The 22,544-nt window shown below is 52.0% G+C and carries 23 protein-coding genes; 17 read left to right on the top strand and 6 right to left on the bottom strand.

Features of this window, described 5'->3' with window-relative positions:
* The first annotated feature begins 18 nt into the window (after positions 1 to 18).
* The 6 genes from MKX51_RS26190 (at position 19) to MKX51_RS26165 (ending at position 6,351) form a co-directional block, all read left to right on the top strand.
* The gene (locus MKX51_RS26190; protein ID WP_340938101.1) at positions 19 to 1,719 is read left to right on the top strand and encodes a sugar ABC transporter substrate-binding protein; all 1,701 of its coding nucleotides are present in this window, start codon (positions 19 to 21) and stop codon (positions 1,717 to 1,719) included.
* Between the two features lie 90 nt (positions 1,720 to 1,809).
* Entirely contained in the window at positions 1,810 to 2,784 is a 975-nt protein-coding gene (locus MKX51_RS26185; RefSeq protein WP_076081983.1) for an ABC transporter permease, read from the top strand.
* Complete coding sequence (locus MKX51_RS26180; RefSeq protein WP_340938102.1) at positions 2,784 to 3,746, top strand: carbohydrate ABC transporter permease; 963 nt, start codon at positions 2,784 to 2,786, stop codon at positions 3,744 to 3,746. The genes MKX51_RS26185 and MKX51_RS26180 overlap by 1 nt, the downstream gene beginning before the upstream one ends.
* 305 nt (positions 3,747 to 4,051) lie before the next feature.
* Positions 4,052 to 4,813, top strand: coding sequence for a methionine ABC transporter ATP-binding protein (locus MKX51_RS26175; RefSeq protein WP_340995711.1), 762 nt, complete (start codon positions 4,052 to 4,054; stop codon positions 4,811 to 4,813).
* Positions 4,806 to 5,468 (top strand): methionine ABC transporter permease, encoded by a 663-nt coding sequence (locus MKX51_RS26170; RefSeq protein ID WP_036731110.1) that lies wholly within the window; start codon positions 4,806 to 4,808, stop codon positions 5,466 to 5,468. The genes MKX51_RS26175 and MKX51_RS26170 overlap by 8 nt, the downstream gene beginning before the upstream one ends.
* A 55-nt stretch (positions 5,469 to 5,523) precedes the next feature.
* Positions 5,524 to 6,351, top strand: a complete 828-nt coding sequence (locus MKX51_RS26165) for a MetQ/NlpA family ABC transporter substrate-binding protein (protein ID WP_445322082.1) — start codon at positions 5,524 to 5,526, stop codon at positions 6,349 to 6,351.
* Positions 6,352 to 6,442: 91 nt separating this feature from the next.
* Here the strand turns inward: MKX51_RS26165 and MKX51_RS26160 are convergent, their stop codons facing one another.
* The 5 genes from MKX51_RS26160 to MKX51_RS26140 are packed head-to-tail and all read right to left on the bottom strand — an operon-like array spanning position 6,443 to position 11,452.
* A complete protein-coding gene (locus tag MKX51_RS26160) occupies positions 6,443 to 7,324 on the bottom strand; it encodes a metallophosphoesterase family protein (RefSeq protein WP_340994427.1) in 882 nt (293 codons plus the stop codon).
* 58 nt (positions 7,325 to 7,382) lie between these two features.
* Positions 7,383 to 8,267 (bottom strand): HAD family hydrolase, encoded by an 885-nt coding sequence (locus MKX51_RS26155; RefSeq protein ID WP_340994426.1) that lies wholly within the window; start codon positions 8,265 to 8,267, stop codon positions 7,383 to 7,385.
* 40 nt (positions 8,268 to 8,307) lie between these two features.
* Positions 8,308 to 9,657, bottom strand: coding sequence for an ABC transporter substrate-binding protein (locus MKX51_RS26150; RefSeq protein ID WP_340994425.1), 1,350 nt, complete (start codon positions 9,655 to 9,657; stop codon positions 8,308 to 8,310).
* A gap of 34 nt (positions 9,658 to 9,691) precedes the next feature.
* On the bottom strand, positions 9,692 to 10,534 hold the full coding sequence (locus MKX51_RS26145) for a carbohydrate ABC transporter permease (RefSeq protein ID WP_076081989.1): 843 nt from the start codon (positions 10,532 to 10,534) through the stop codon (positions 9,692 to 9,694).
* Positions 10,535 to 10,570: 36 nt separating this feature from the next.
* On the bottom strand, positions 10,571 to 11,452 hold the full coding sequence (locus MKX51_RS26140) for a carbohydrate ABC transporter permease (protein ID WP_445322035.1): 882 nt from the start codon (positions 11,450 to 11,452) through the stop codon (positions 10,571 to 10,573).
* Positions 11,453 to 11,675: 223 nt separating this feature from the next.
* On the opposite strand from MKX51_RS26140, the gene MKX51_RS26135 reads away from it, so the two are divergent.
* The 9 genes from MKX51_RS26135 to MKX51_RS26095 all read left to right on the top strand — a co-directional run bounded on the left by MKX51_RS26135 (position 11,676) and on the right by MKX51_RS26095 (position 18,470).
* Positions 11,676 to 12,248: a GbsR/MarR family transcriptional regulator gene (locus MKX51_RS26135; protein ID WP_340994424.1), complete on the top strand. Its 573-nt coding sequence runs from the start codon at positions 11,676 to 11,678 to the stop codon at positions 12,246 to 12,248.
* A gap of 194 nt (positions 12,249 to 12,442) precedes the next feature.
* Positions 12,443 to 13,414 (top strand): EamA family transporter, encoded by a 972-nt coding sequence (locus tag MKX51_RS26130; RefSeq protein WP_340994423.1) that lies wholly within the window; start codon positions 12,443 to 12,445, stop codon positions 13,412 to 13,414.
* Positions 13,415 to 13,650: 236 nt separating this feature from the next.
* On the top strand, positions 13,651 to 13,953 hold the full coding sequence (locus MKX51_RS26125) for a LiaF transmembrane domain-containing protein (RefSeq protein ID WP_036731138.1): 303 nt from the start codon (positions 13,651 to 13,653) through the stop codon (positions 13,951 to 13,953).
* 47 nt (positions 13,954 to 14,000) lie between these two features.
* On the top strand, positions 14,001 to 14,681 hold the full coding sequence (locus MKX51_RS26120) for a PspA/IM30 family protein (RefSeq protein ID WP_340938118.1): 681 nt from the start codon (positions 14,001 to 14,003) through the stop codon (positions 14,679 to 14,681).
* 4 nt (positions 14,682 to 14,685) lie between these two features.
* On the top strand, positions 14,686 to 15,165 hold the full coding sequence (locus MKX51_RS26115; RefSeq protein WP_076082064.1) for a PspC domain-containing protein: 480 nt from the start codon (positions 14,686 to 14,688) through the stop codon (positions 15,163 to 15,165).
* A 3-nt stretch (positions 15,166 to 15,168) separates the two neighbouring features.
* Entirely contained in the window at positions 15,169 to 15,876 is a 708-nt protein-coding gene (locus MKX51_RS26110; protein ID WP_036700284.1) for a PspA/IM30 family protein, read from the top strand.
* A gap of 197 nt (positions 15,877 to 16,073) precedes the next feature.
* Positions 16,074 to 16,721, top strand: a complete 648-nt coding sequence (liaF, locus tag MKX51_RS26105; protein WP_340994422.1) for a cell wall-active antibiotics response protein LiaF — start codon at positions 16,074 to 16,076, stop codon at positions 16,719 to 16,721.
* 38 nt (positions 16,722 to 16,759) lie between these two features.
* Positions 16,760 to 17,794, top strand: a complete 1,035-nt coding sequence (locus MKX51_RS26100) for a sensor histidine kinase (RefSeq protein ID WP_340938120.1) — start codon at positions 16,760 to 16,762, stop codon at positions 17,792 to 17,794.
* 16 nt (positions 17,795 to 17,810) lie between these two features.
* Entirely contained in the window at positions 17,811 to 18,470 is a 660-nt protein-coding gene (locus MKX51_RS26095) for a response regulator (protein WP_173140636.1), read from the top strand.
* A 95-nt stretch (positions 18,471 to 18,565) separates the two neighbouring features.
* On the opposite strand, the gene MKX51_RS26090 is transcribed toward MKX51_RS26095, so the two are convergent.
* A complete protein-coding gene (locus tag MKX51_RS26090) occupies positions 18,566 to 19,219 on the bottom strand; it encodes a DUF2812 domain-containing protein (RefSeq protein ID WP_340994421.1) in 654 nt (217 codons plus the stop codon).
* A 357-nt stretch (positions 19,220 to 19,576) separates the two neighbouring features.
* Between MKX51_RS26090 and MKX51_RS26085 the strand changes: the two genes are divergently transcribed.
* Complete coding sequence (locus tag MKX51_RS26085) at positions 19,577 to 20,404, top strand: YwmB family TATA-box binding protein (RefSeq protein ID WP_340994420.1); 828 nt, start codon at positions 19,577 to 19,579, stop codon at positions 20,402 to 20,404.
* 275 nt (positions 20,405 to 20,679) lie between these two features.
* The gene (gene zwf, locus MKX51_RS26080) at positions 20,680 to 22,230 is read left to right on the top strand and encodes a glucose-6-phosphate dehydrogenase (protein WP_340994419.1); all 1,551 of its coding nucleotides are present in this window, start codon (positions 20,680 to 20,682) and stop codon (positions 22,228 to 22,230) included.
* The last annotated feature ends 314 nt before the right edge of the window (positions 22,231 to 22,544 follow it).

Below are 22,544 nucleotides of genomic sequence, written 5' to 3'. Positions count from 1 at the left end.
ACACTATGGAGGTGCTTTATGGGGGGCAAGTCGAAAGTGACGTTTAAGTATTCCCTGGTTGCGCTGTTAACGCTTAGCTTCGCACTGTCAGGCTGCGGCGGGGGCAACGACAAGAATGCTGCTGCAACTGACAAAGCAAAGGCAACTACAGCAGCGGATTCTGCTTCAGCTAACACGGGAGGAAAGGTTGAACCGTTCAAGGTTAGCGCATTTATCGGAGTAGCCGGGCAACAGCCGACACCGGACAACAAGATCTACAAGAAGATCAAAGAGGAGACCGGTGCCAGCTTCGATATGGAATTCTTAGCAGGCGACATTAACCAGAAGCTGGGCGTTATGATTGCCGGTCAGGATTATCCGGATCTTATGACCGGGAGCACCAAGCTTACAGCAGCAGGGGCTTATATCCCGCTTGAAGACCTGATCGAAGAGCATGCGCCGAATTTGAAAGCGCATTATGCAGAATATTGGAACATGATGAAGGACCCGAATGACGGACATATTTATATTCTGCCTAACTACGGTGTATATAACGGTAAGGTCAACAGCTCATGGTATTCGGGACCGGCCTTCTGGATTCAAAAAGCAGTGCTTAAGGAATTCAATTATCCGAAGGTTAAGACACTGGATCAGTACTTTGACCTGATTGAGCAATATAAAGCAAAGTATCCGAAAATTGACGGAAGCCCGACCATCGGGTTCGAAATTCTGAACTATGACTGGAAAAACTGGGGCCTGTTCAACGCTCCGCAGCATCTGATCGGACATCCGAATGATGGCGGCGTAGTCGTGAAGGACGGCGTAGCCGAGGTATTTGCCAATAAGGATTATGCCAAGCAGTACTATAAGAAGCTGAATGAGATGAACGAGAAGGGCATTATCGATAAAGAAACCTTCGTGCAGAACTACGACCAGTATATGGCAAAGTTGTCCAGCGGAACCGTTCTGGGGATGTTCGACCAGCACTGGAACTTCAACGCTGCTGAGGATTCACTGACGACTCAGAATAAAATTGAACGCACTTATGTAGGTCTTCCGCTGGTATACGATGAGTCGACCAAAGACCACTACCGCGATCTTGCGGTGCTCAATCTTAACAATGGCTTCGGCATCAGCATTAATGCCAAAGATCCGGTAAAGATTATCAAGCTGCTCGACACCCTGATGGATGAGAAGTGGCAGAAGCTGTTCTCCTGGGGTGTAGAAGGCGAGGATTATATTGTTGAGAACGGCAGATTCATGAGAACCCAGAAGCAGCGTGATGATGCAGCCGATGCCACCTGGCAGCTGGCCAACAAGGCCAAATCATTATTCGAATATCTGCCTAAGACCGAAGGAAGCTACAGCGACGGCAACTCCACGGATGCCGCTGCACAGCCGGAAGAATACAAAGCAGGTCTGAAGCCGTACGATAAGGAAGTTCTGGATGCCTATGGCTTCAATTCCTACGTTGACTTCTTCAGCGATCCGCCGCCAAACCCTGTTTATTATCCTGCCTGGTCCATCGATCTGATTGAAGGCTCGGATGCCAAAATCGCCAGTACCAAGCTAAATGAGCTGCAGACCAAGTTCCTGCCGAAAGCCATTCTTGCCAAGCCGGCCGAATTCGATTCCGTATGGACCGATTATACGGAACAAATCGAGAAAGCCAATGTGAAGGCTTACGAAGACAAGATCAATGAGCAGATTAAGTGGAGAATTGAGAACTGGAGTAAATAATGTAAGGTCTGGTACCGGGTTTTAGAAGGTGGAAGGCCGTCAACCGGCCTTCCGCCTTACATTAATTTGATGGAGTAGGAGACAACGAATATGGATGAGACCTTAGAAATAGATACTGGCGTCCGGCGTCCGAAGAAGAACAAGAGGAAAAAGCAGCCGATTACCTGGCGTGTGATTAAGAATCAGAATCAGCTGATCTGGATGTCTGTGCCTTTAATGCTCTACATTATCCTTTTTGCCTACGTTCCTGTGTGGGGCTGGACCATGGCGTTCCAGAACTACAGACCGGCCAAGTCCTTCGGCGAGCAGGAATGGGTGGGACTGAAGCAGTTCAAGTTTTTGTTCACCGATGATAACTTCATTCGTGTCCTGCGCAATACGCTGGCCATGGGGGTTATCAATCTGATCCTCGGCTTCGTTACAGCCATCGTGCTGGCCCTGCTGCTTAACGAGATTAAGAAAGTATTCTGGAAAAGAACCGTGCAGACGATCTCTTATCTGCCCCATTTCCTGTCGTGGATTATCGTTACCGGTATTGTGGCGACCTCGCTGTCCATCAATGACGGGATTGTAAATATCGTTCTGATGAAGCTGCATCTGATTAAGGAGCCGATTCTGTGGCTCAGTGAAGGCAAATATTTCTGGGGAATCGTAGGGGCTTCACATGTGTGGAAGGAAGTAGGCTGGAATACCATTATTTATCTGGCAGCCATCGCTTCCATTGACCCTGCCCTGTATGAGGCTGCAGAGATTGACGGTGCGAACCGTTATAAGAAAATGATGCACGTAACCCTGCCTGGCATCAAGGCAACCATTGTTATTCTGATGATTATGTCCATAGGACATGTGCTGGAAGCAGGCTTTGAAGTGCAATACCTGCTCGGCAACGGACTGGTAGTAGACTGGGCCGAAACGATAGATATTTTCGTGCTTAAATACGGACTTGCACAAGGGAATTATTCACTCGCAACCGCTGGCGGGATTTTCAAAACGGTGGTCAGCGTGACATTGCTGCTTATGGCTAACGGGATTTCCAAGCGGCTTGGGGAAGAGAGGTTGTTATAATGGCGGATAACCGGCAGATTAGCCCTGGGCACAAAGCAGGCTTTACGGCGAAAAGAAATCTGGGCACCGGCAGACTTGAACCGTTTTTGTTCACTTCCTTCAATACGGTCTTCATGGTCTGTCTGGTGGTTGTGACTTTATATCCATTTATCAATACGATTGCTGTTTCATTTAATGAAGGGAATGATACGATCCGCGGCGGTATTTATTTATGGCCAAGAGAATGGACCGTTCAGAATTATAAAGCGATCTTTGCCACCGGAACGATTTTTGATGCTTTCCTGATTTCAGTGGCACGTACAGTGATTTCTACATTGCTTAATATTTTTCTGACCACCATGCTGGCGTATACCTTAAGCCGCAGGGAGTACGTATTCCGTAAGTTTATTACTGTAGTCTTCGTGCTGACGATGTATTTCAGCGCAGGTCTGATCCCGAACTACTTCCTGATTAAGGACCTGGGCCTGCTGAACAGCTTCTGGGTCTATGTTATTCCATCGATGATCAGCGCGTTCAACATGATCGTCATCCGCACTTACATCGGGACTATACCGGAGAGTCTGATGGAATCGGCCAGAATCGACGGAGCCGGGGATTTCAAAATCTTCATGCGGGTGGTCTTCCCACTCTGTAAGCCGGTGCTGGCGACCATTGCACTGTTCGTGGCGGTCGGAGCCTGGAATGCCTGGTTCGACGCTTTCATCTACACCTCCTCCAAGCAGCATCTGAGTACACTGCAGTATGAGCTGATGAAGCTGCTGTCTTCAACGATGAACTCTAACGGGAATCCTACCGTAACCAACGGGGTGGGGATGGATCAGAATTCAGCACGGGCGATGGTCACGCCGATTTCAATCCGGGCAGCTATCACCGTGGTCGCCTCTGTACCTATACTGCTGGTGTATCCGTTCATGCAGAAGTATTTCGTAGTGGGCCTCAATGTCGGCAGTGTGAAAGAATAAGCGTTCAGAGCGAATAGACTTATGTATGCAAAATAGCAAAACGGGTGCAGTCCTACCAGGGGCCGCACCCGTTTTTGTGCTATGATTCTGCGTCTCTTGAATAATCTCATAGAGCCCCGAGCATCCTTATAATGCTCTGCTCTTCCAAGGACTTAGCAATTGTTTTGAAAAAAATGATGACACAGCGTAAGAAATACCTTATTATTTAAAGAGATTTTTAATGAAACAGATTTTAAATAATTATAGTACAATAAGTCCTGAAGTTCAGAGAGTACGTTCAGGCAGTCTGTAAGGGAGGGCTTCATATTCTTTCGCTGAGTCAGGTTAGCAAGAGCTTCACTCTGAAGGACGGCCCTTATACGGCTGTCGATCAGGTATCGCTTGAAGTCCAGGCGGGTGCCATTCACGGTATTATTGGCACCAGCGGCGCGGGTAAATCCACGCTACTGCGGCTGATCAATCTGCTGGAACGGCCCGATAAGGGAACGGTTACGGTTGACGGGCAACGGCTTACGGAGCTGCCGGACAAGGAGCTGCGCCGGCAGCGGCAGAGAATCGGTATGATCTTTCAGCATTTCAATCTGATCGGCAATGCCACTGTCAGCCGGAATGTGGCGATCTCTCTGGAACTTGCCGGAGTGCCGCGTGCAGGGCGGATGAAGCGGGTGGAGGAATGTCTGCAATTCGTCGGCCTTGCGGACAAGGCCGGGCAATATCCGGCCCAGCTCAGCGGCGGACAGCGTCAGCGGGTAGCGATTGCCCGCGCACTGGCGAACAATCCGAAGCTGCTGCTGTGCGATGAACCGACATCTGCGCTTGATCCGGGCACCACGGCGGATATTCTGGAGGTGCTGCGCCATATCAATGCTTCCCTGGGCGTAACCATCGTGATCGTTACCCATGAGCTGGACGTTGTGCGGAGCATCTGTTCCGAGGTATCCGTCATGGAGGGCGGACGGATCGTAGATTCCTTCTCCCGCGGCGAGGGCGGCTTCCTTCCGCCGGCAAAGCATTCAGGCTCCTTCCGGGAGCGGATCACCGGCAGAACGGGGGAGGCCCATGTTTGAGAGTATGCTGAAATACCAGGATCAGATGTGGCAGTCTATCGGCGAGACCTTTGTCATGGTCGGCATTGCCATAGGCGCTGCACTGCTGGTGGGGCTTCCGCTGGGGACACTGCTGTATTTTTGCCGCAAAGGCCAGTTGTATGAGAATAGAGGGCTGTCTCTGGTGCTGAACAGCATTGTCAATGTCATCCGTTCGTTTCCGTTCCTGCTGCTGGTGGTGGCGCTGATTCCGTTCACGCGGCTGGTCGTAGGTACGTCGATTGGCACACTGGCGGCCACGGTGCCGCTGTCCATCGTTGCCATTGCTTATTACTCACGGCTGGTAGAGCAATCACTGCTGGAGGTTCCTCGGGGAACGATTGAAGCGGCATTGTCGATGGGAGCATCCAAGCTGGGAATCATCTTCAAATTTCTATATGTAGAGGCCCGTTCAGGGCTGGTGCTGGGACTCACGGCGTCTACGATCAGCTTCATTTCTTTTTCAACCGTAATGGGGGTTGTCGGCGGCGGCGGGGTGGGCGATTTCGCCATCCGTTACGGGTATCAGCGCTTCGAGACCGAGGTGATGATCTACGCCATTCTCGTGATGATTGTGCTGGTGCAGCTCATCCAGTTCACGGGAAGCACGATAGCCAGACTGCTGGACAAACGCTAGAATACTATACAATAATGGGGGCTTGAGAGATATCATGAAGAGAACAGGAAGAAGAATGACCACCACGTTTACACTGGTACTGCTTGTATTGACGCTTGCACTTGCAGGCTGCGGCAACAGCAAAGAAGCGGAAAAGACACCGGCGGCAACCAGCACCGGACCTGTGAAGATCAAGGTAGCCTCGCTGATTCCGCCAATGACGGATATCCTCGATATTGTGAAGCCAATTCTGAAGGAAGAAGGCGTGGATATGGAGGTTGTCGTGCTGTCTGATAATGTGCAGCCGAACGAAGCACTGGCGAACAAAGAGGTGGATGCGAACTTCTTCCAGCATGTCCCGTACATGGAACAGTTCAATGCCAGCAAAGGGGCAAAGCTGGTGCCGGTTCAGCCTGTATATGATGCCATCTACGGCGGGTACTCCAAACGCTTCAAGAATATTGCCGATCTGCCCGAGGGAGCAACGCTCGTGATGGCGAATGATCCTTCGAATATTGGACGCTCCCTGCAAATGTTCGCAGATGCCGGATTGATTACGCTGAAGGATGGGGTAGGAATTCAGGCTACCCAAGCTGACATTACTGCCAATCCGAAGAACTATAAGTTCGAGGAAGTTGATCTGCTGATGCTGGCCCGGATGCTGGATGATGCAGATCTGGTAGCGATGACGCCGGCCTATGCCAGCCCGCTGGGTCTGACTCCGAAGAAGGATGCGCTGATCACCGAGCGTGAAGATTCAGCCTTCACCATCACCCTCGTTGCCCGTGAGGACAACAAGGATTCCGAGGCCATCCAGAAGCTGGCGAAGGCGATCAGCGGCCCGGAAGTGAAGAAGTTCCTGGAGGATAATTACGCGGACATCGCGCTGCCTGCTTTTAAATAGAAGAGAAACGGCCTTCTCTTGGGAGAGAGGGCCGTTTTTTGTTGCGCAGGAAGCACATTGCTCCTGCTTGATACATCAATGATTCCCTAATTTACCGTAGAGCGTTAACGGGATACGCCACCTCATATTGCGCTGCTTCAATCCAGGTCCCTGTAGTGAAGTCCCGTCCCCGCACGAGCACTTTATCAGCATAGACTTCTATATAATAGCCCTGGCTGCCGCTCTTGTGCTCATCTGCATCCGTCCAGAGGTAGGCTACAGAAGCTGCATTGAACATCGTGGCGGTCTGTCCGTTGCCTGGATACATAGTATTGCCGACCTCCAGCTCCCAGTGGGTATGCCCGGTGAACAGCAGGGTCTGCGGGTGCCGCGACAGAATAGTACGCAGCTCCTGATCCTGAGTGACCCCGTACCATTCCTGAGATTCCAGCGAACCGGCTACCGTATCCTTCAGCGGCTGGTGCAGGAAGAGGAAGACGGGCTGATCCTGCGCGGAAGCTGCCGCCTGTTCCCCAAGCTTCCGGTCCAGCCACTGGAGCTGTCCGTCGGATAGATTGCAGAATGTCTGCAGCCCTTCCTCAGTACCCAGGAAGATGAAATGATACCCGCCGATCCAGTGATCATGATAAGGACCCGGCATCCCCATGCGGGAAGTATACATCGCAAGACGGGAATCCCAATGGCCGAGGCCGACGTCATGGTTGCCCAGAGTGTAACGAAGCTGCGGCAGCGAAGCCTGATGCTGTTCAAGAATACGCTGGACCTCCTCATACTCCTCCGGGAAGCCATTGTTCGTAATATCTCCAATATGCATGATGCCGCTGCTGCCCTGTGCGTGTAAGGCCAAATCCTGCAATGCCCGCCCGAAGTTCTGGTTGTACTCGTGTTCCGGATCGGCGGTGACATGGGTATCGGTGATAATCTGGAACGTCAGCAGCGGTTCAGTAACGCCGGGTATGGAAGATGTATTCATAGCAAGCGAAGCCTCCTTGAAATATTTTATAATCGTTAGGCTAATGCCCCTTCGGCCTTCATCGTGCTATCCTTCGTACGTCAAGCTCTGCATAAGAAGACACGATACAATCTGCATCCGGCAAAAGAGTCCCGGCAGCCCGCGTGTCCGCCGCCGCAATAACCCGGTTTGCCGCCGCCTGCCAGTCCCCGCCCGCATTTGCGGCCGGTCCTGCCGCCGCAGCTGAAGCCGCCAGCCCGGCGGTAATTCCGCCGGCAAGCCCAATGGCAGCGGCAGCGCCCGCTGCCTTCGCCATCCGCATATCTCCGTTCGTATCGCCGATCACGGCGGCTTCAGCCGGAGATACCCCGAGCCGCTGGCAGGCAAGCAGCGCCATGTCGGGGAAGGGCTTGCCCTGCTCCACCTGATCGGTGCCGATCACGGCGGTGAAATACTGGCGGATGCCCAGCCAGCGCAGATGACTCTCTGCTGCCGCCGTTTCATCGGCAGTCACTACGGCCATAGGTATGCCCTGGGCTGCGCACGCGTCCAGAAAGGGCACCAGCCCGGGAAGAGGACGGACCGGACGGCTCTGCTCCAGCATCGCATCCGCTGCATTCCGACAGGAGTCCACCAGTTCGACCGCTCCGGCCCAGGATAGGCCGAGAGAATAACCCTGCCAGGACAGAATGGCATACAGATCGCTCATCGTACCCATGGCGAGAGGGCCATTACGGTCATAATCTGTAATCTTCCCCTCAGCGTCATGAACCGTTCCCAGCAGGGAAGCCAGATGCTGCACAGGGAACTTGAGGCCGCGCTGCTCCAGCTGAAGGTTGAACTGGTCCAGGAAGCATTCGGCCCAGCTCCCCCAGAGGGATACGAACTGTAGTAAGGTTCCATCCTTGTCGAACAGGATGGCCGATACGGGATAGTTTCCTTGCGGAGTGTTAAGCTCAATCACGCAGCGTCCCCCTTTATTAATAGAAATTTGTTCAGCAATTCTACTTCAGTTTATCCAGTGCCGCCTGAGCCGTCTGCTGCGCTTCCTTCAGCGCCTCGGCTGCCGGAATATTCTCAATCTGCACCTTATCCGCAGCGATGGTCAAGGCATCGTTGATCTTGCCGCCGGTCGGGTCCTGGAACGGAGCGGAAGCATGAGCCGCCTGCTGCAATGGAATATTGATCTGCGGATTGCTCTTACTGAAGGCGACGAATGCCGGATCTTCCAGCGCAGACTGGCGGACGCTAATATATCCGGTGTTGATGGACCAGAAGGCCGTATTCTCGGAGTTCGTGAAGTAGGCCAGCCATTTCATCGCTGCCTGCTTCTCGGCGTCTCCGGCTTTGGCAGGAATACCGGCCATACTCGCTCCAGCGACAGGTTTGCCTTCCCCAGCTCCGGCCCAGCCCGGTTGCTCCATAGCGGAGACGACGCTGAAATCAAGGTCGCCCTGATCGCCGCTCGAACCGGTGTATCCGGCCGCCTGGCCTTTCATCACATCGTCAATGGTCTTGTACCAGTACTCCCAGCCTTGTCCGCCCGAATGAATGCGCATCGTCTTGTCCTCATGAATTGCTTTGCGGAAGAACTCCCAGGTGTCGATCCACTCCGGGGAATCAATCGTGACCTTGGTGCCGTCCTCACTAAGAATACTGCCTCCTTTGCTGAGAGCGGCATCAATCATATTGCCGGAGCCCCACATCGGTTCCCAGCCGTAGAAGGTGGTTTTGCCGCCTTCGGAGACGGTCATCTTTTTCGCGGCCGCAGCGAGGTCTTCCCAGGTCTTAATCTGGCTGGCGTCTATGCCGCTTTTCGCAAAAGCATCCTTACGGTAGTACATCACCTGGGTCGATCCATACATCGGGAGGAAATACTGCTTGCCGTCCACCTGGCCCTGGTTCAGGAAGGTCTGGACGAAATCCTCTTTGTTGAAGTCCGGCTGCCCGGCAATCAGCTCATCCATCGGGGCGTAATAACCCTTGCGCGCCCAATCGATATTGGAGGAGAGGACCGCCGCCGGGACCTGCCCGGCAGCAATCGCTGCCTGAAGCTTCTGTTCGGTCTCTGTATAATCCCCCTGCACGATCCCCTTGACGATGACCTCCTGCTGGGAGGCGTTGAATTTCTGAATGAGCGATTCCATATTTTCACCCAGCTTGCCGCCGAGCCCATACCAGAATTCAATCGTGACCGGTGCGCCTCCAGCCGGAGCGGCATTGGCAGCAGGGACTGCGGCGGTTGCTCCGTCCGCTGTGACTGCATTGTCGGGAGCGGCATTTCCGCCGCAAGCGGTGAGCACGGAGAGTCCGGCGATCATGGATACTGCGGACAACCTTTTGAATACGTTCATCATCATTCTCCTCTTGGGTATTGAAGTTTAGGGTTTAGCCTTTACTTGAGCCTGCGGTCATGTTGACACTTTGCATTATCGTTTTCTGCGCCAGCAGGAAGATTAGCAGCAGCGGGGCAATCGTGAAGGCGCTGGCGGCCATGATGAGCGGCCATTTCAGTCCGTAAGCACCTCCTTCCACGAAGAAGCTGCGCAGACCGGCCGAGACCAGCTGCAGGCTGGGGTCCTTCGTAATGAGCATCGGCCAGAAGTAATTGTTGTACTGGTCAATGAAGGTAATCAGCGCCAGTACGGCGAATGAAGATCTTGTGACCGGCACAAGGATCGTCCATAGAATCCGCATATGCGAGGCACCGTCCACTTCACCGGCCTCCACCAGCTCATGCGAGACTTGAAGGAAGGCCTGCCTAATCAGGAAGATCGAGAATATACTCACACAGTTGGAGAGAATCAGGCCCGCATAGGAGTTCAGCAAGTGTAACTCGGAGAGGACCAGGTATCCGGGCAGGTAGACTGCCGTTGCAGGAACCATATAACCGAACAGAATCACTCCGGCAAAAACGCCCTTCAGGCGGAATTTCATATGCGTCAGCGCATAAGCCATCATCCCGGAATTGATTGTCTGCAGGAGGACAATGGAGACAGCGACGAAGATACTGTTACCCATATATCTGGCGAATGGCGCCTCGTTCCAGGCAGCGGCGAAGTTGCCCCACAGCGGCACCTCAGGCCAGAGTGTGGGCGGAGAGCGCCAGATCTCATCATTGGTCTTGAGGGCACTCGTAACCATCCAATAGAACGGGAAGGCCATCAGAAGAGCAAGCACGGCGAAAAAAATCTGGCGGACCAGCCTACTGATACGTGTGAATATAGGCAAGCGGTGAGACCTCCTTAAGGGCTGATGGTAAAGCTTCTATTGATAATGAGTGGTCCGCTTGCTGATCCCGAAAGAGAGGACCGACAGCAGCATGCAGATCAAGACCAGAACGACAGCTACGGAAGAAGCCTCTCCGATCTGGAACGATTCGAAGGCGGACTGATAATACAGATAGAGCAGAGTGCGGGTGGAGCCGGACGGGCCGCCCTGGGTCAGGACATTAATCTGGTCATAGGCCTGAAGTGCCGAGACTAACTGCACCACGAATAAGAAAAGAGTAGTCGGCGAGATCAGCGGCCATGTAATCCGCAGGAACTTCTGCACCGGGCTTGCCCCGTCCAGCTCCCCGGCTTCCAGCAGGTCGGAAGGCACATTGCGCAGCGCCACCAGATAGAAGATCATTGCCCAGCCGACCGACTTCCAGATCGTGACCAGCAGGACGCCGGTTAATGCCCATTTGGGGTCCTGCAGCCAGCCGATGGAGTCCAGACCGAAGAAGTTCAGCACCGCATTGGCAAGTCCGGCTTCAGGCTGATAGATCCAGGACCAGACGATAGACACAGCGACGGTCGGCGTCACCCAAGGCGAGAACAGCAGGATCTGATAGAGGGCTGAGCCCTTCAGCTTTCTGTTCATGAGGAGGGCCAGACCCAGTCCGAGCAGGATCACCGGCAGCACACTGCCGAGACAGAAGAGAACGGTCACCCTTAGCGCTTTGTAAAAAGCGGGGTTGCTGAGCAGATCGGTATAATTCTGCCAGCCGACAAAGGTTTTCTCCGGGCTCATGAAATCCCATTCCGTGAAGCTGAGATACAGCACATACAGCAGCGGCGCGAGCCAGAACACGGCGAACGAGATCATGGCCGGCAGAGTGAACAGCACGGGCTTCAAGCCGCTGAATAACTTTGAACGTGTCATTTTCGTCCATATTCTCCATTTCCTCCACATTGGTTGATGCGGTATAATGCAGAGGACAGTTCCTCTGTTCAAAAAAAATTGTACACTCATGAGGCAGGCTTGTGGTTAAGCGGGCGTAAAGCCCGTTCGGATTTTCTGTAAAATTTGTAGGATGATTGCCGTAAAGCTGCGGTATTGTGTAAGGTAGAGAGAACGATTCTATGTGAAAATGAGGTGCCACCTGATGAAGCAGGCCGCATTCGGCGAAGAACATCCGCACCGTTCGCCCCGGGAGCAGCTGCTCGGCCCGGTGATCGATGCCATAGCCCAGACCATGGATTTATATGGAGCGAATTATTCCTTCGGCCAGCTGTACGGAGTGATGTTCTTCGAGGACAAGCCGATGACGCTGGAGGAAATGAAGCAGGTCATGAATATGAGTAAAAGCAATATGAGCTACGGAGTCCGCTCCCTGATCGCCTCCCGGATGGTCACGAAGCTTCCGGAGAAGCGTGAGCGGAAGGAGCTGTACGCAGCGGAGACGGACTTCTTCGAGGCCTTCCGGAACTTCTTCACCCTGAAGCTTCAGCGGGAGATCGATATGATGCAGGAAGCGATGGGAGCTGGGGTCCCGGGCCTCCAGGCACTGGCCCATGCAGCAGACACACCCGAAGAGGAGCGGCAGGCCTGCCTCAGAGATCTGGAGAAGCTGAAGCATGCGGCCGAGTACTATGCCTGGCTGCAGCGGTTCGTGTCGGGGCTTGCGGAGGGAGCGATATTCGGCGGCGGGCTGCCGGGAGGAGAGAAGACGGAGTAGCTGATTGGCGCGAATGGGACTTAGCTGATGTTAACGCTGTTAATTCATCCTTCTGAACTCAGATTTATACCATTTAGTAATATATTGGAGTGATTATGTTATAGAATGAGGATAGTAGAAGGCAATTACATATTCGGGCAGATGCCGCCGGACCGGCGGCATATCTATTTTTGGGGAAGAAGGGACGAGACGGGATGAAATCGAAAGCACAAGCTAACCCGGTGTACGTGGTGGGAATAGCGCTCTTATTTGTGTATTTATTTTGGGGAGGCACCTATGTCGGCATGAAGATTGCCATCGAGACCATACCGCCTTTTCTGATGGCAGGGGTCCGCTTTTTCACGGCAGGTGTGGTCCTGTACCTCATTGCCAGAGTAAGCGGAGCGAAACGTCCGGTAAAGCGTGAATGGCGATCCTCCGCGATTGTCGGCGCCTTGCTGCTGCTTGGGGGCAACGGGGTTGTGGCCTGGGCAGAGCAAAGAGTCTCTTCCTCCATCGCTTCGCTCATCGTGGCGGCAGTGCCTGTCTGGATGATGCTGATGGGCTGGCTTGGGCGCGGCGGCAAACGGCCGAATACCGGAGTTATCGCAGGAATCGTTCTTGGACTGCTCGGTATCGCCGTACTGGTCTTCCAGCCGGGGAAGGGAGAGACGGGGACCGCTACCGATCTGATCGGAATTATTACCGTGCTGGCAGCTTCCATAAGCTGGGCAGCAGGGTCCATGTATTCCCGAAGCGCGACCATGCCGGGTTCACCCTTGATGGCGACAGCGGCGCAGATGCTAACGGGAGGCGCGCTGCTGGTGATTTTCTCTTATTTTACCGGCGACTGGTCCAGACTTCATATCTCCGGCATTTCTATGCGCTCGTACCTGGCACTGGCCTACCTGATCACCTTCGGCTCCATTGTCGGCTACACAGCCTATATCTGGCTGCTTAAGAATGCTGACGCCACCCTCGTCTCCACGTATGCCTTCGTTAATCCGGTAGTCGCTGTGCTGCTTGGCTGGCTGCTGGTAGGCGAACAGCTTACCCTGAACACCCTGATCGCAGCCGTGATCATTATCGGGGCTGTGGTTTTGGTAACTCTTTTCCGTAGTAAGCCACAGCCGGCGGCTACTCAAGCAGCGCTTGATATACAACCGCAGCAGCGGCCGATACACTAATAGTAAGGACGTATCAACAGCCGGTACTCTAACAGAGCATCCGGCTTTTTGGTATGCCTTTACCCCATGTGCATGCAGCCCTTCGACCGACGGGCATTGGCTAGACCTCCCCAGTCCTGCAACCATCCCCGACTAAGGTCCAGTACATAAAACCGTCCACAGTCTGTTTTGAAAGATGCGGGATTGCCCTAGAATAAGGGTATAAGAAAGAGAGCAGCGAAAGGCGGTGATAACAAATGCAAAGAAACAAAGGTAACGGACTTGCGATTGCGCTGATTGTAATCGGAGCGGTAATGCTGCTTGGCATTCTGCCTCACTTGATTTCAGGAATCTTCGGTATCCTGTTCCCGGCAGTGCTGGTTGTGCTCGGATACTACGGAATTAAGAGCGGCCGCAAGATTATCGGCTGGGTGGTGCTGTTCATCGGTGTCATGTCCCTGATCTCCAAGCTTTCCTGGATTATCGGTCCGCTGCTGGGTATTGCTCTGGTAGTGTGGGGCATCTCGGTACTGAGGGGCAAACAAAGCAGAACATACTAATACACACAGTCCATACTTATTAAGAAGCAGGGAGGGAGCAGGAAATCATGAGTGTTTTTCGCAGAATGAGGGACATCACCGTAGCCAACTTGAATGAACGCCTGGAGCAGAGCCAAGATCCGGTGAAGCTGATTGATCAATTTCTACATTCAACCCGTGAAGAGATCGGGGAGGCCGAACGGCTGTACCAGCAGTACGCTTCTCATACGAAGCAATTGCAGCAGCAGGTGAATCAGGCCACCGCCATGAGGAACAAACGTGAAGAGCAGGCGCTCCTCGCACTCAAGGCAGGCGAAGATCATCTGGCCAAGCTGGCATTGCAGGAGAAAATTATCCATGAGGAAAAGCTGGAGCAATACAGCGGGCTGCTGGAGACGAGCCAGCAATCACTTTTCGAACTGGAATCCCAGCTGAACGAGCTCAAAATGGAGTATCAGACGGTATACAGCAAACGCCAGTTCTATGCAGCACGGATGGAGTCGCTGCGGCTGCAGCAGCGCATGAATCAAAGAGCCGGTGCTTATGGCGGCGGCGGAGATGTTCCCAAAATGTTCGGTCGTCTGGAAGACAAGATGAACGATTGGGAGCTTGAAGCCAAAAGCCTGAGCGACTTGCGCCGGATGGGACAGGAATATGCGGTGCAGGCCGGAGAGACCGTGGCAACCGTACTCGAAAGAGAAATGGCCCGTCTAAAGGAGAAGCTGAACAATGATGGCAGAAAGGAGTAGTAGTATGACCCGATTGTATCGTTCAACAAGAGACAAAGTAATGACTGGGCTGGCAGGCGGATTGTCCGAGACTCTCGGCATTGACTCTACACTGTTCCGGATTCTGCTGGTGATCAGTATTCCATTTAGCGGTGGAGCTACAATCCTCGTATACTTTATCGCAGCAATGGTGATTGCCAAGGAGCCTAACCAGTACAATCCCTTCGGTCCCGGACCCGGTGGGCCGGGTGGCCCGTACGGCGGACCCTACTCCGGTGGACCTGAATATGGCCGCGGACCACAGGCTCCTCACCAAGGACCTCAGGGATATGGCCCCTATGGCGGACAGCCGGGCTACAATCCCAGCTATGACAAGGCAAGTGCTCACACAGCTCCCGATTCTGGCCTGGATGCCATGATGAAGGATATCGAGAAGAAGGCACTGCAAAAAGAAGTGGAAGAGCTCAAACAAAAACTTGCTAAATACGAGAAGGGAGAAGTGTAAATTATGGGAGTATTCAAACGGATTAAAGATATGACTAAGGCGTCGGTAAACGATATGTTGGATAAGGTAGAGGACCCGATTGTGATGCTGAATCAGTATCTGCGCGATATGGAGGCTGAGATTCATGAGGCTGAAGTAACGGTAGCGAAGCAGATGGCTAATGAACGCCGTATGAAACAACGTGTGGACGAAGCTGCCAAGGTAGCCGGACAACGCGGGGCACAGGCTGAGCTTGCGCTGAAGAACGGGCAGGAGGAAGTTACCCGTAAGCTGCTGGAAGAGAAGATCTACTTCGACCAGAAGTTTACCGAGTATGGCGAGCTTCACGCACAGGCTGAAGTACAGGCCAAGGAACTGGTGCAGCAGCTTCATGATATGAAGGATGAGTTCTACAAAATGCGCAACAAACGCAATGAACTGGTATCCCGCGCTCAGATGGCTAAGGCCAAGAAGCAAATGTCCCAGATCAGCAGCGTACATTCCATCGAAAGCGGAAGTGCCTCCCTTGGCTTCCACCGTATGGAAGAAAAGATCATGCAGCTTGAAGCGGAAGCAGATGTCATGCGCGCTCCGTATAGTCCTTCGGCAACCGCATATGCTAAGCCGGTAGATCCTGAGAAGGAACTGAAAGTGGAGGAGCAGCTTGCCGCACTCAAGAACAAGCTGAACTCAACTCCTGCAGCCCCTCCTTTGAATAAAAAAGAACAATAATCCCTGTTCCTAAAGAACAGCCGGATATGATATGCTGATCAAGGTAAAGCCATACGGTATGGATTCTCCATACCGGTATGGCTTTTGTAGCGGATGCAGTATGTTGAAGATGTAGCTTCGCGATATTTCAGCTAATGCTTATGAGGTCAGTTTTGCTTCAAATATAAGAATTGATATGCTGCGCAGGAGGTGCGGAAATGGATAAACGGAACCGTTTGATTGCCATCGGATTGATTGGTGTAGGCTGCTTGATGATATTTGGCAAATGGCTCGGCTTCTTCTCCATTGTCGCACTCCTGTTCCTGCTGCTGGGAATCTACCGGACGACGTCGGGCAGGGTCAAGCAAGGCTATAAGCTAATGGGAGTCGGAGCGGTACTGCTGCTGCTGGATCATTTGCTGCTGGTGCTTGGCATCTGCCTGCTTTCGCTGGGGATGTTCTTTGTCAAATCGAAAAGAATGCAGCGCAAGGCGGGGTTTGTGCAGAAGCAAAGCTTTTCTTCCCGATTCGACTGGGATCTCTCGCCTTGGGTGCTGCGCAGCCTGAGCGCCTGGCATGTGCTGGGTGAGGTGGATGTGGATCTTTCCCTGGCCATGGCGGAAGAGCAGGAGACGATTATGCTGTATCAGGGGATTTTTGGTGATGTGGATATCCTGCTGTCTGAGGATTACGGGGTGGAGATTGAGGCATTCGTGCTGTTCGGCTCGATTGAGACCGGCAGTAACCGCGATACGGGGATGCTGAACCGGCTGAACTGGAAGTCACCTAACTATGACAGCTGCGAGCATAAAGTGAAGTTTAACATTTCTTATCTGATGGGGGATCTGGACATACGCTTCCCCTAAGAGTATGTTAGACCAAGAGAGAAGGGAGAGCTCCCGGCATGGACAAAAAAAGCAGTAACATGGTAACGCGCAGTATGGGTGAGGGAGCTCTGTTCTCTCTGTTCATGCTGCTCGTTATTGCATATATTATGTATACATATGGGCTACTACGGCCGTTCGAGGATTGGCGGATTGGCGTAAGGACAGGATTGACGCTGATTCTGCTGCCGCTAGCTTTCGGAATCGGGTACGGCTTCTATCAGGGCTTCCGCAGCAAGCGCAAGCTGGAATTACTGCGGGCCACCCTGGTCGCCTGGGAGAAAGGCAATCTCACCCCGGCCATGCCGGACCTCGGCAATGATGAGCTGGGGCGGCTCGGGGAACAGCTCGGGCGGATCAGCGGCAAATGGGAGAATCAGGTGAACACGCTGCAGCGGCTCTCCACCAATAATGCGAAGCTTGCCGAGCAGGCGCGGGTTACGGCAATTATCGAGGAGCGGCAGCGGCTGGCACGGGAGCTGCATGATGCGGTATCACAGCAGCTGTTCGCCATCTCCATGACGGCAACGGCAGTAGGCCGGACCCTGGAGAAGGACTTCGACAAGGCACAGCGGCAAATCGCGCTGATCGAGGAGATGTCAGCAGTAGCCCAGTCGGAGATGAGGGCACTGCTGCTGCATCTAAGACCTGTGTATCTGGAAGGCAAGGGGCTGGAGGAAGGTCTCCAGGAGCTGATTAAGGAACTGAAGATCAAGGTGCCGATTGATATTGTGTTCGAGATGGATCAGGGCGTACAGCTGCTGAAGGGCGTGGAGAATCATTTATTCCGTATTGTGCAGGAGGCGATCTCCAATACGCTGCGCCATGCCAAAGCGGAGAAGATGGAGATCCGCCTGCACCGCCGCGGCGACACCGTCCGGCTGACGCTGCGTGATGACGGAATCGGCTTCGAGATGGATGACAGCAAACAGACATCCTACGGGCTGTCGAATATGCAGGAGCGGATCACAGAGATCGGGGGCTCGATCCAGTTCATCACCGCCCCCGGCAAAGGAATGCGGATCGATATTACCGTACCGGTAGTCAATGAATAGGAGGGCAGTTGTAACCATGGAGATAGATGAAGCGGAAGCAATCAAGGTCCTGCTTGTAGACGATCATGAGATGGTCCGGATCGGACTTGCTGCGGTGCTTGGCACCGAGGATGGAATCGAGGTCGTAGGTGAAGCCGGAAGCGGCGAAGAGGGCATCCGTCTGGCCCAGGAGTATACACCGGATGTGGTGCTGATGGATCTGGTCATGGACGGCATGGACGGAATCGAGACGACTAGACAGCTGCTGAAGCTGTACCCGGATTGCAAGGTGATTGTGTTGACCAGTTATTTAGATGATGAGAAGATGTATCCGGTGATTGAAGCGGGAGCCTTCAGTTACCTGCTTAAGACCTCACGGGCCAGCGAAGTCGCTGATGCGATCCGGGCAGCCGCCAGAGGCCAGTCCGTGCTGGAGTCGCAGGTGGCTTCCAAGATGATGAACCGGTTCCGTTCCAATGCAAGAGGAGAGGCACCGGCTTACAAAGAGCTTACTGAACGCGAGATGGAAGTGCTGAAGCTGTTAGCCCAGGGCAAATCCAACCAGGATATTGCCGATCAATTAATTATTGGAATCAAGACGGTGAAATTCCATGTCACGAATGTTCTTGCCAAGCTGGGGGTTGAAGACCGGACCCAGGCGGCTATTTATGCATATAAGAATGGACTGGCGGAGTAAGCTAAGTAGGAGTTTACTTACTATAACAATAGGAATTTATTAACAGACCAGGTATGCTCAAGATACCGTGGTCTGTTTTTTTATTTATGATAAAGCTATTCGTATGTATGACTCTCATGCTTGATGTTTATTATTTTACGGGTGAAGGTAAACACAGTCCAGCAGAAAGGCACAAGTAGGAGGAAGATTAAAAATTTTAAAAAAATCCGCCAATCCGCAGTGCCGTTTTCATATAAATCTGCGATAAGGGAATAAAGTGAAGGATTGCTTACGAAAAAGGTGAGTGCAAGAAGAATTGAGGCAATAGCAAAGGCATTCCTTATTTTGGTGTAATACTGAATCGCTTCCGTTCGTTCAGTGAAAATATTTAAGGGAGTTCCGTCGTTCTTTTTTTCCAGAATCAATAGCTCGGAATTAATGTTTCCAGGCAAACCTGCAAATGAAGTAGCTCCTTTCCCATAGGGACGCCAACGCTTATTGCCTATCGCAAACTTCCCGATGTTCAAGCTCTGAGAAAAATGAGTTAAACCTAAGTCATCTAAATATTCTTTATATTGGTCCAACTGCTGAATAGACTGATCGGCTACAAACTGTATTCTGTAAACATACTCTCTCGGATGGCAGGTTTCAAAACTGTAAAAGCACCCTCGAACCTGAACCAGCCGCCAGCCATCACCTACCATAGAATTAAGCCATTTTTCCTGACTTTCGAGAGCATTAATAAAGACTTTAAAGACACTTTTTTTCATGTTTCAGCCTCCTCAATAGTTTGAAGTCCTAACTGGTAGAGTGAATGAAGTCTTTTTAATTCTAACAATGCACTTTCCTTTCCAGCCTCTGTAATTATGTATTGTTTTTTGTTGTTTTGAATATTATTGGTGTGGATCTCGATCCAGCCTTTCCCAGAACTTGAAAACTATCGAGCTAATCTTTGTTTATTTACAGGTTAACATGGAAGGTATATCTAGCGGTATCAAAACCCAACAATGGCTGATCAGCAGTCCTCAATCTTTATTAACAAAAATGTGTTTTCTGCGTATACCCTCTACTGTTTCTGGCTATCCTATGTAGTAGATTGCTAGAGTCAGTGAGAGGAAGATGAATAGATGAAGCAGAATGATCGGGGTTGCAGTCAAAATAAAGGGAAGCTGGCACTGCTGATGTTTTGTCTTTGTCTAACTTTGTTTATGCTGGCCGGATTCCGTAGTGGAGATAAACAGCTCACAGCCATAGTATCATCAGCTACTGATTCTGAATCTTCAGTTTTTGCCGGTCTGCCGGAGTCGTTGTCTCTGTTATCATCAGTTGGGCAAGAGGTAATAGTTCCAGGTACAACGTTACGTGTTGTCCTTAAATGGCAGGGACAATACAGCGGGGATAGCGATGAATCGGAAGAGAATGCCACCATGCTGGCAGAACAGCTTGGTCTCGGAAAGGTTGCCAGAAGTGATAAGGATGGGTATATGACGTATAGAGCCGCTGCTTCCCAAGGTGATTTCAGCAAGCTATCCATGCTCTGGACTAATCTGGAACAGGGTGGAAGTTATGTGTTTGTAACCTTCGAAACCCAGAATCCGCTGAAGGCAGAATGGTCTCAGGATGCGGCAGAGAAAACGGGTAAACTGATGATGGCGGCTGGAATCACGCCAGAATGGAACGCATCTTTACAGGGCACAGCCTCGTCGTTGGAATCACCTGGGGAGGCAATTACAGCAATTGAAGGTACTATTAAAGCAGAAAAGAGTGGATTGCATGCAGTAGAAAGTTATGAGGATGTGTCCACGATCAGCCGATCCTATGCGGTTCCAGGTATCAAACGGTTCGTGAACAGCGGTGACCATAAGATTGGCATGCAAATGGCTGTACATAAAAATGACAAGGATAACAGCAATAGGGTGACAATCGGACTCCCTCTTATTACTATAGAATATTAGGCTTTGAATTGTTGGATGTATGTTGTGACGTTATAATGGTGGTGTACTTCCTTGGCAAGAAAAGATGTGAGATGCTAGGAATATAAGCGTAATCCGGTGAAGGCATAAGAAAGAGTAATGGAAAAGTGCGAAATCCCGAGAAAAACTGTCAGGAATGTGATGGCATCCTCCGTGCAATTATGATAAAATGACATCACGCCTATAGTCGTATGTTGTTTCATACCAGGCGATGAGAATGAATGTCAACTATATTACATACAGAGAGATGAGGAGCCATGGCTGAAAATCAAACCCTTGATGCACTGCATACACCCGGTGCTGTATTCTTTATCTTCGGGGCAACCGGAGATCTGGCCCGGCGTAAGCTTTTTCCGGCGATTTACAGTTTGTACCGTGAAGGCAAGCTGACCCAAGATTTTGCGGTCATTGGCGTGGCTCGGCGTCCCCGCACCCAGGATGAATTCCGGGAAGATGTGAAGGAATCCATCCGCGAATTCTGCCGTTATCAGGCAGGTGATGCTGCGGAATGGAACGAGTTCGTACAGCATTTTGAATACAAGTCACTCGACATCAATAATATTGACGGCTTCCGTGAGCTGAATGAGCAGACGGAGCGGCTGGAAGAGAAGTTCCATATTCCGGGCAACCGCATGTTCTATCTGGCGCTTGCGCCTGAGCTGTTCGGCAGCGTATCCTTCAACCTCAAGGCAGGCGGGATGCTGCAGGCCAGAGGCTGGAACCGTCTGGTCATCGAGAAGCCGTTCGGCTACAATCTCGAATCCGCTGAGGAACTGAACGAACAGATCCGCCAAGTCTTCAAGGAAGAGGAGATCTACCGGATTGACCACTACCTGGGTAAGGAAATGGTTCAGAATATTGAAGTGATCCGGTTCGCCAATGCCTTCTTTGAGCCATTGTGGAACAACAAGCATATCGCCAACATTCAGATTACACTCGGCGAGACGGTGGGCGTGGAAGAACGCGGCGGGTATTACGATCATGCGGGGGCGTTGCGCGATATGGGCCAGAACCATATTTTGCAGCTGCTGACGATGATCGCTATGGAACCGCCTAGCCGTCTGCTGGCTGAAGATATCCGTGATGAGAAGGTGAAGGTTCTACGTTCGCTGCGTCCTTACGCCACCGCTGATGAAGTCCGTGAGAATGTAGTTCGCGGCCAATACACTCAAGGTCTCTACAAAGGCAAGACGCTTCCGGCTTACCGCCAGGAAGACAAAGTGGACCCGGAATCGAATACAGAGACGTATTTCGCAGCCCGTGTGTTCGTGGATAACTTCCGCTGGGCTGGAGTTCCTTTCTATATCCGTACCGGCAAACGCCTGCCTGTGAAGACCACCGAAGTGGTTGTAGAGTTCAAAGGAATGCCGACCAACGTCTACTTGGGCCAGAAGCACAAGCTCGAGCCGAACCTGCTCGTCATCCGTGTCAATCCGATGGAAGGCATCTACGTGAAGATCAATGCGAAGAAGCCGGGCTCAGAATCCGAGATTCAGCCGCTGGCCATGGATTTCTGCCAGAGCTGCATGATCGGCATCAACTCGCCGGAGGCGTATGAGCGTCTGTTGCATGATGCTGCACGCGGCGATTCCACCTACTTCACCCGCTGGGATGAAGTGTCCTCGGCCTGGTCCTTCGTGGACCGGATTGTCAAGGCGTGGAAGGAAGAGAGCAACGACTTGGCTTCCTATCCTGCGGGCTCCTGGGGTCCGGTTGAAGCCGACCAATTGCTTGCCGGAGAAGGCTTCCACTGGTGGCCGGTCAACGGCCAGGATGAAGACAATGTGGTCTGGCAGGTTAACCGCTAGTCCCTGAAGAAGAACTGTTCCAGATCCTCCTGCATCTCGTTGCGGGGGGATCTTTTTGCTGAACGTGAATTTATATTACAAGATATTTCACTACAGGCGCTTTTTTGTAGATAATCTCTGCCGGATTTTGCTATACTGAGAAGGATGCTTTCAACATAAAGATTTCTAAGCCTAGCGCTATAGATGATCCTATACATGGTAAACGTTACGTTCAAGAAATAGACGTTGAATCTCTAAGGAAAGGATCTGAATCCATGAATAGTCCGATTTGATTGATCCGGCAATAGAGGCAGAAGTAAGCATGAATTTATAGA

It is taken from the genome of Paenibacillus sp. FSL M7-0420, from assembly GCF_038002345.1.
In the GTDB taxonomy this organism is placed as follows: Bacteria; Bacillota; Bacilli; order Paenibacillales; family Paenibacillaceae; genus Paenibacillus_AQ.
The sequence above is the reverse complement of the archived record's forward strand: the minus strand, read 5'-3'. Positions and strand labels throughout refer to the sequence as shown.

Excerpts from the sequence above, each read along its gene's own strand:
- MKX51_RS26115 (WP_076082064.1), top strand. The coding sequence starts at position 14,686 with ATGACCCGATTGTATCGTTCAACAAGAGACAAAGTAATGACTGGGCTG.
- MKX51_RS26135 (WP_340994424.1), top strand. The coding sequence starts at position 11,676 with ATGAAGCAGGCCGCATTCGGCGAAGAACATCCGCACCGTTCGCCCCGG.
- MKX51_RS26090 (WP_340994421.1), bottom strand. The coding sequence starts at position 19,219 with ATGAAAAAAAGTGTCTTTAAAGTCTTTATTAATGCTCTCGAAAGTCAG.
- MKX51_RS26160 (WP_340994427.1), bottom strand. The coding sequence starts at position 7,324 with ATGAATACATCTTCCATACCCGGCGTTACTGAACCGCTGCTGACGTTC.
- MKX51_RS26150 (WP_340994425.1), bottom strand. The coding sequence starts at position 9,657 with ATGAACGTATTCAAAAGGTTGTCCGCAGTATCCATGATCGCCGGACTC.
- MKX51_RS26110 (WP_036700284.1), top strand. The coding sequence starts at position 15,169 with ATGGGAGTATTCAAACGGATTAAAGATATGACTAAGGCGTCGGTAAAC.
- MKX51_RS26170 (WP_036731110.1), top strand. The coding sequence starts at position 4,806 with ATGTTTGAGAGTATGCTGAAATACCAGGATCAGATGTGGCAGTCTATC.
- MKX51_RS26095 (WP_173140636.1), top strand. The coding sequence starts at position 17,811 with ATGGAGATAGATGAAGCGGAAGCAATCAAGGTCCTGCTTGTAGACGAT.
- MKX51_RS26185 (WP_076081983.1), top strand. The coding sequence starts at position 1,810 with ATGGATGAGACCTTAGAAATAGATACTGGCGTCCGGCGTCCGAAGAAG.
- zwf (WP_340994419.1), top strand. The coding sequence starts at position 20,680 with ATGGCTGAAAATCAAACCCTTGATGCACTGCATACACCCGGTGCTGTA.
- MKX51_RS26100 (WP_340938120.1), top strand. The coding sequence starts at position 16,760 with ATGGACAAAAAAAGCAGTAACATGGTAACGCGCAGTATGGGTGAGGGA.
- MKX51_RS26140 (WP_445322035.1), bottom strand. The coding sequence starts at position 11,452 with ATGACACGTTCAAAGTTATTCAGCGGCTTGAAGCCCGTGCTGTTCACT.
- MKX51_RS26125 (WP_036731138.1), top strand. The coding sequence starts at position 13,651 with ATGCAAAGAAACAAAGGTAACGGACTTGCGATTGCGCTGATTGTAATC.
- MKX51_RS26190 (WP_340938101.1), top strand. The coding sequence starts at position 19 with ATGGGGGGCAAGTCGAAAGTGACGTTTAAGTATTCCCTGGTTGCGCTG.
- liaF (WP_340994422.1), top strand. The coding sequence starts at position 16,074 with ATGGATAAACGGAACCGTTTGATTGCCATCGGATTGATTGGTGTAGGC.
- MKX51_RS26180 (WP_340938102.1), top strand. The coding sequence starts at position 2,784 with ATGGCGGATAACCGGCAGATTAGCCCTGGGCACAAAGCAGGCTTTACG.
- MKX51_RS26120 (WP_340938118.1), top strand. The coding sequence starts at position 14,001 with ATGAGTGTTTTTCGCAGAATGAGGGACATCACCGTAGCCAACTTGAAT.
- MKX51_RS26130 (WP_340994423.1), top strand. The coding sequence starts at position 12,443 with ATGAAATCGAAAGCACAAGCTAACCCGGTGTACGTGGTGGGAATAGCG.
- MKX51_RS26085 (WP_340994420.1), top strand. The coding sequence starts at position 19,577 with ATGAAGCAGAATGATCGGGGTTGCAGTCAAAATAAAGGGAAGCTGGCA.
- MKX51_RS26165 (WP_445322082.1), top strand. The coding sequence starts at position 5,524 with ATGACCACCACGTTTACACTGGTACTGCTTGTATTGACGCTTGCACTT.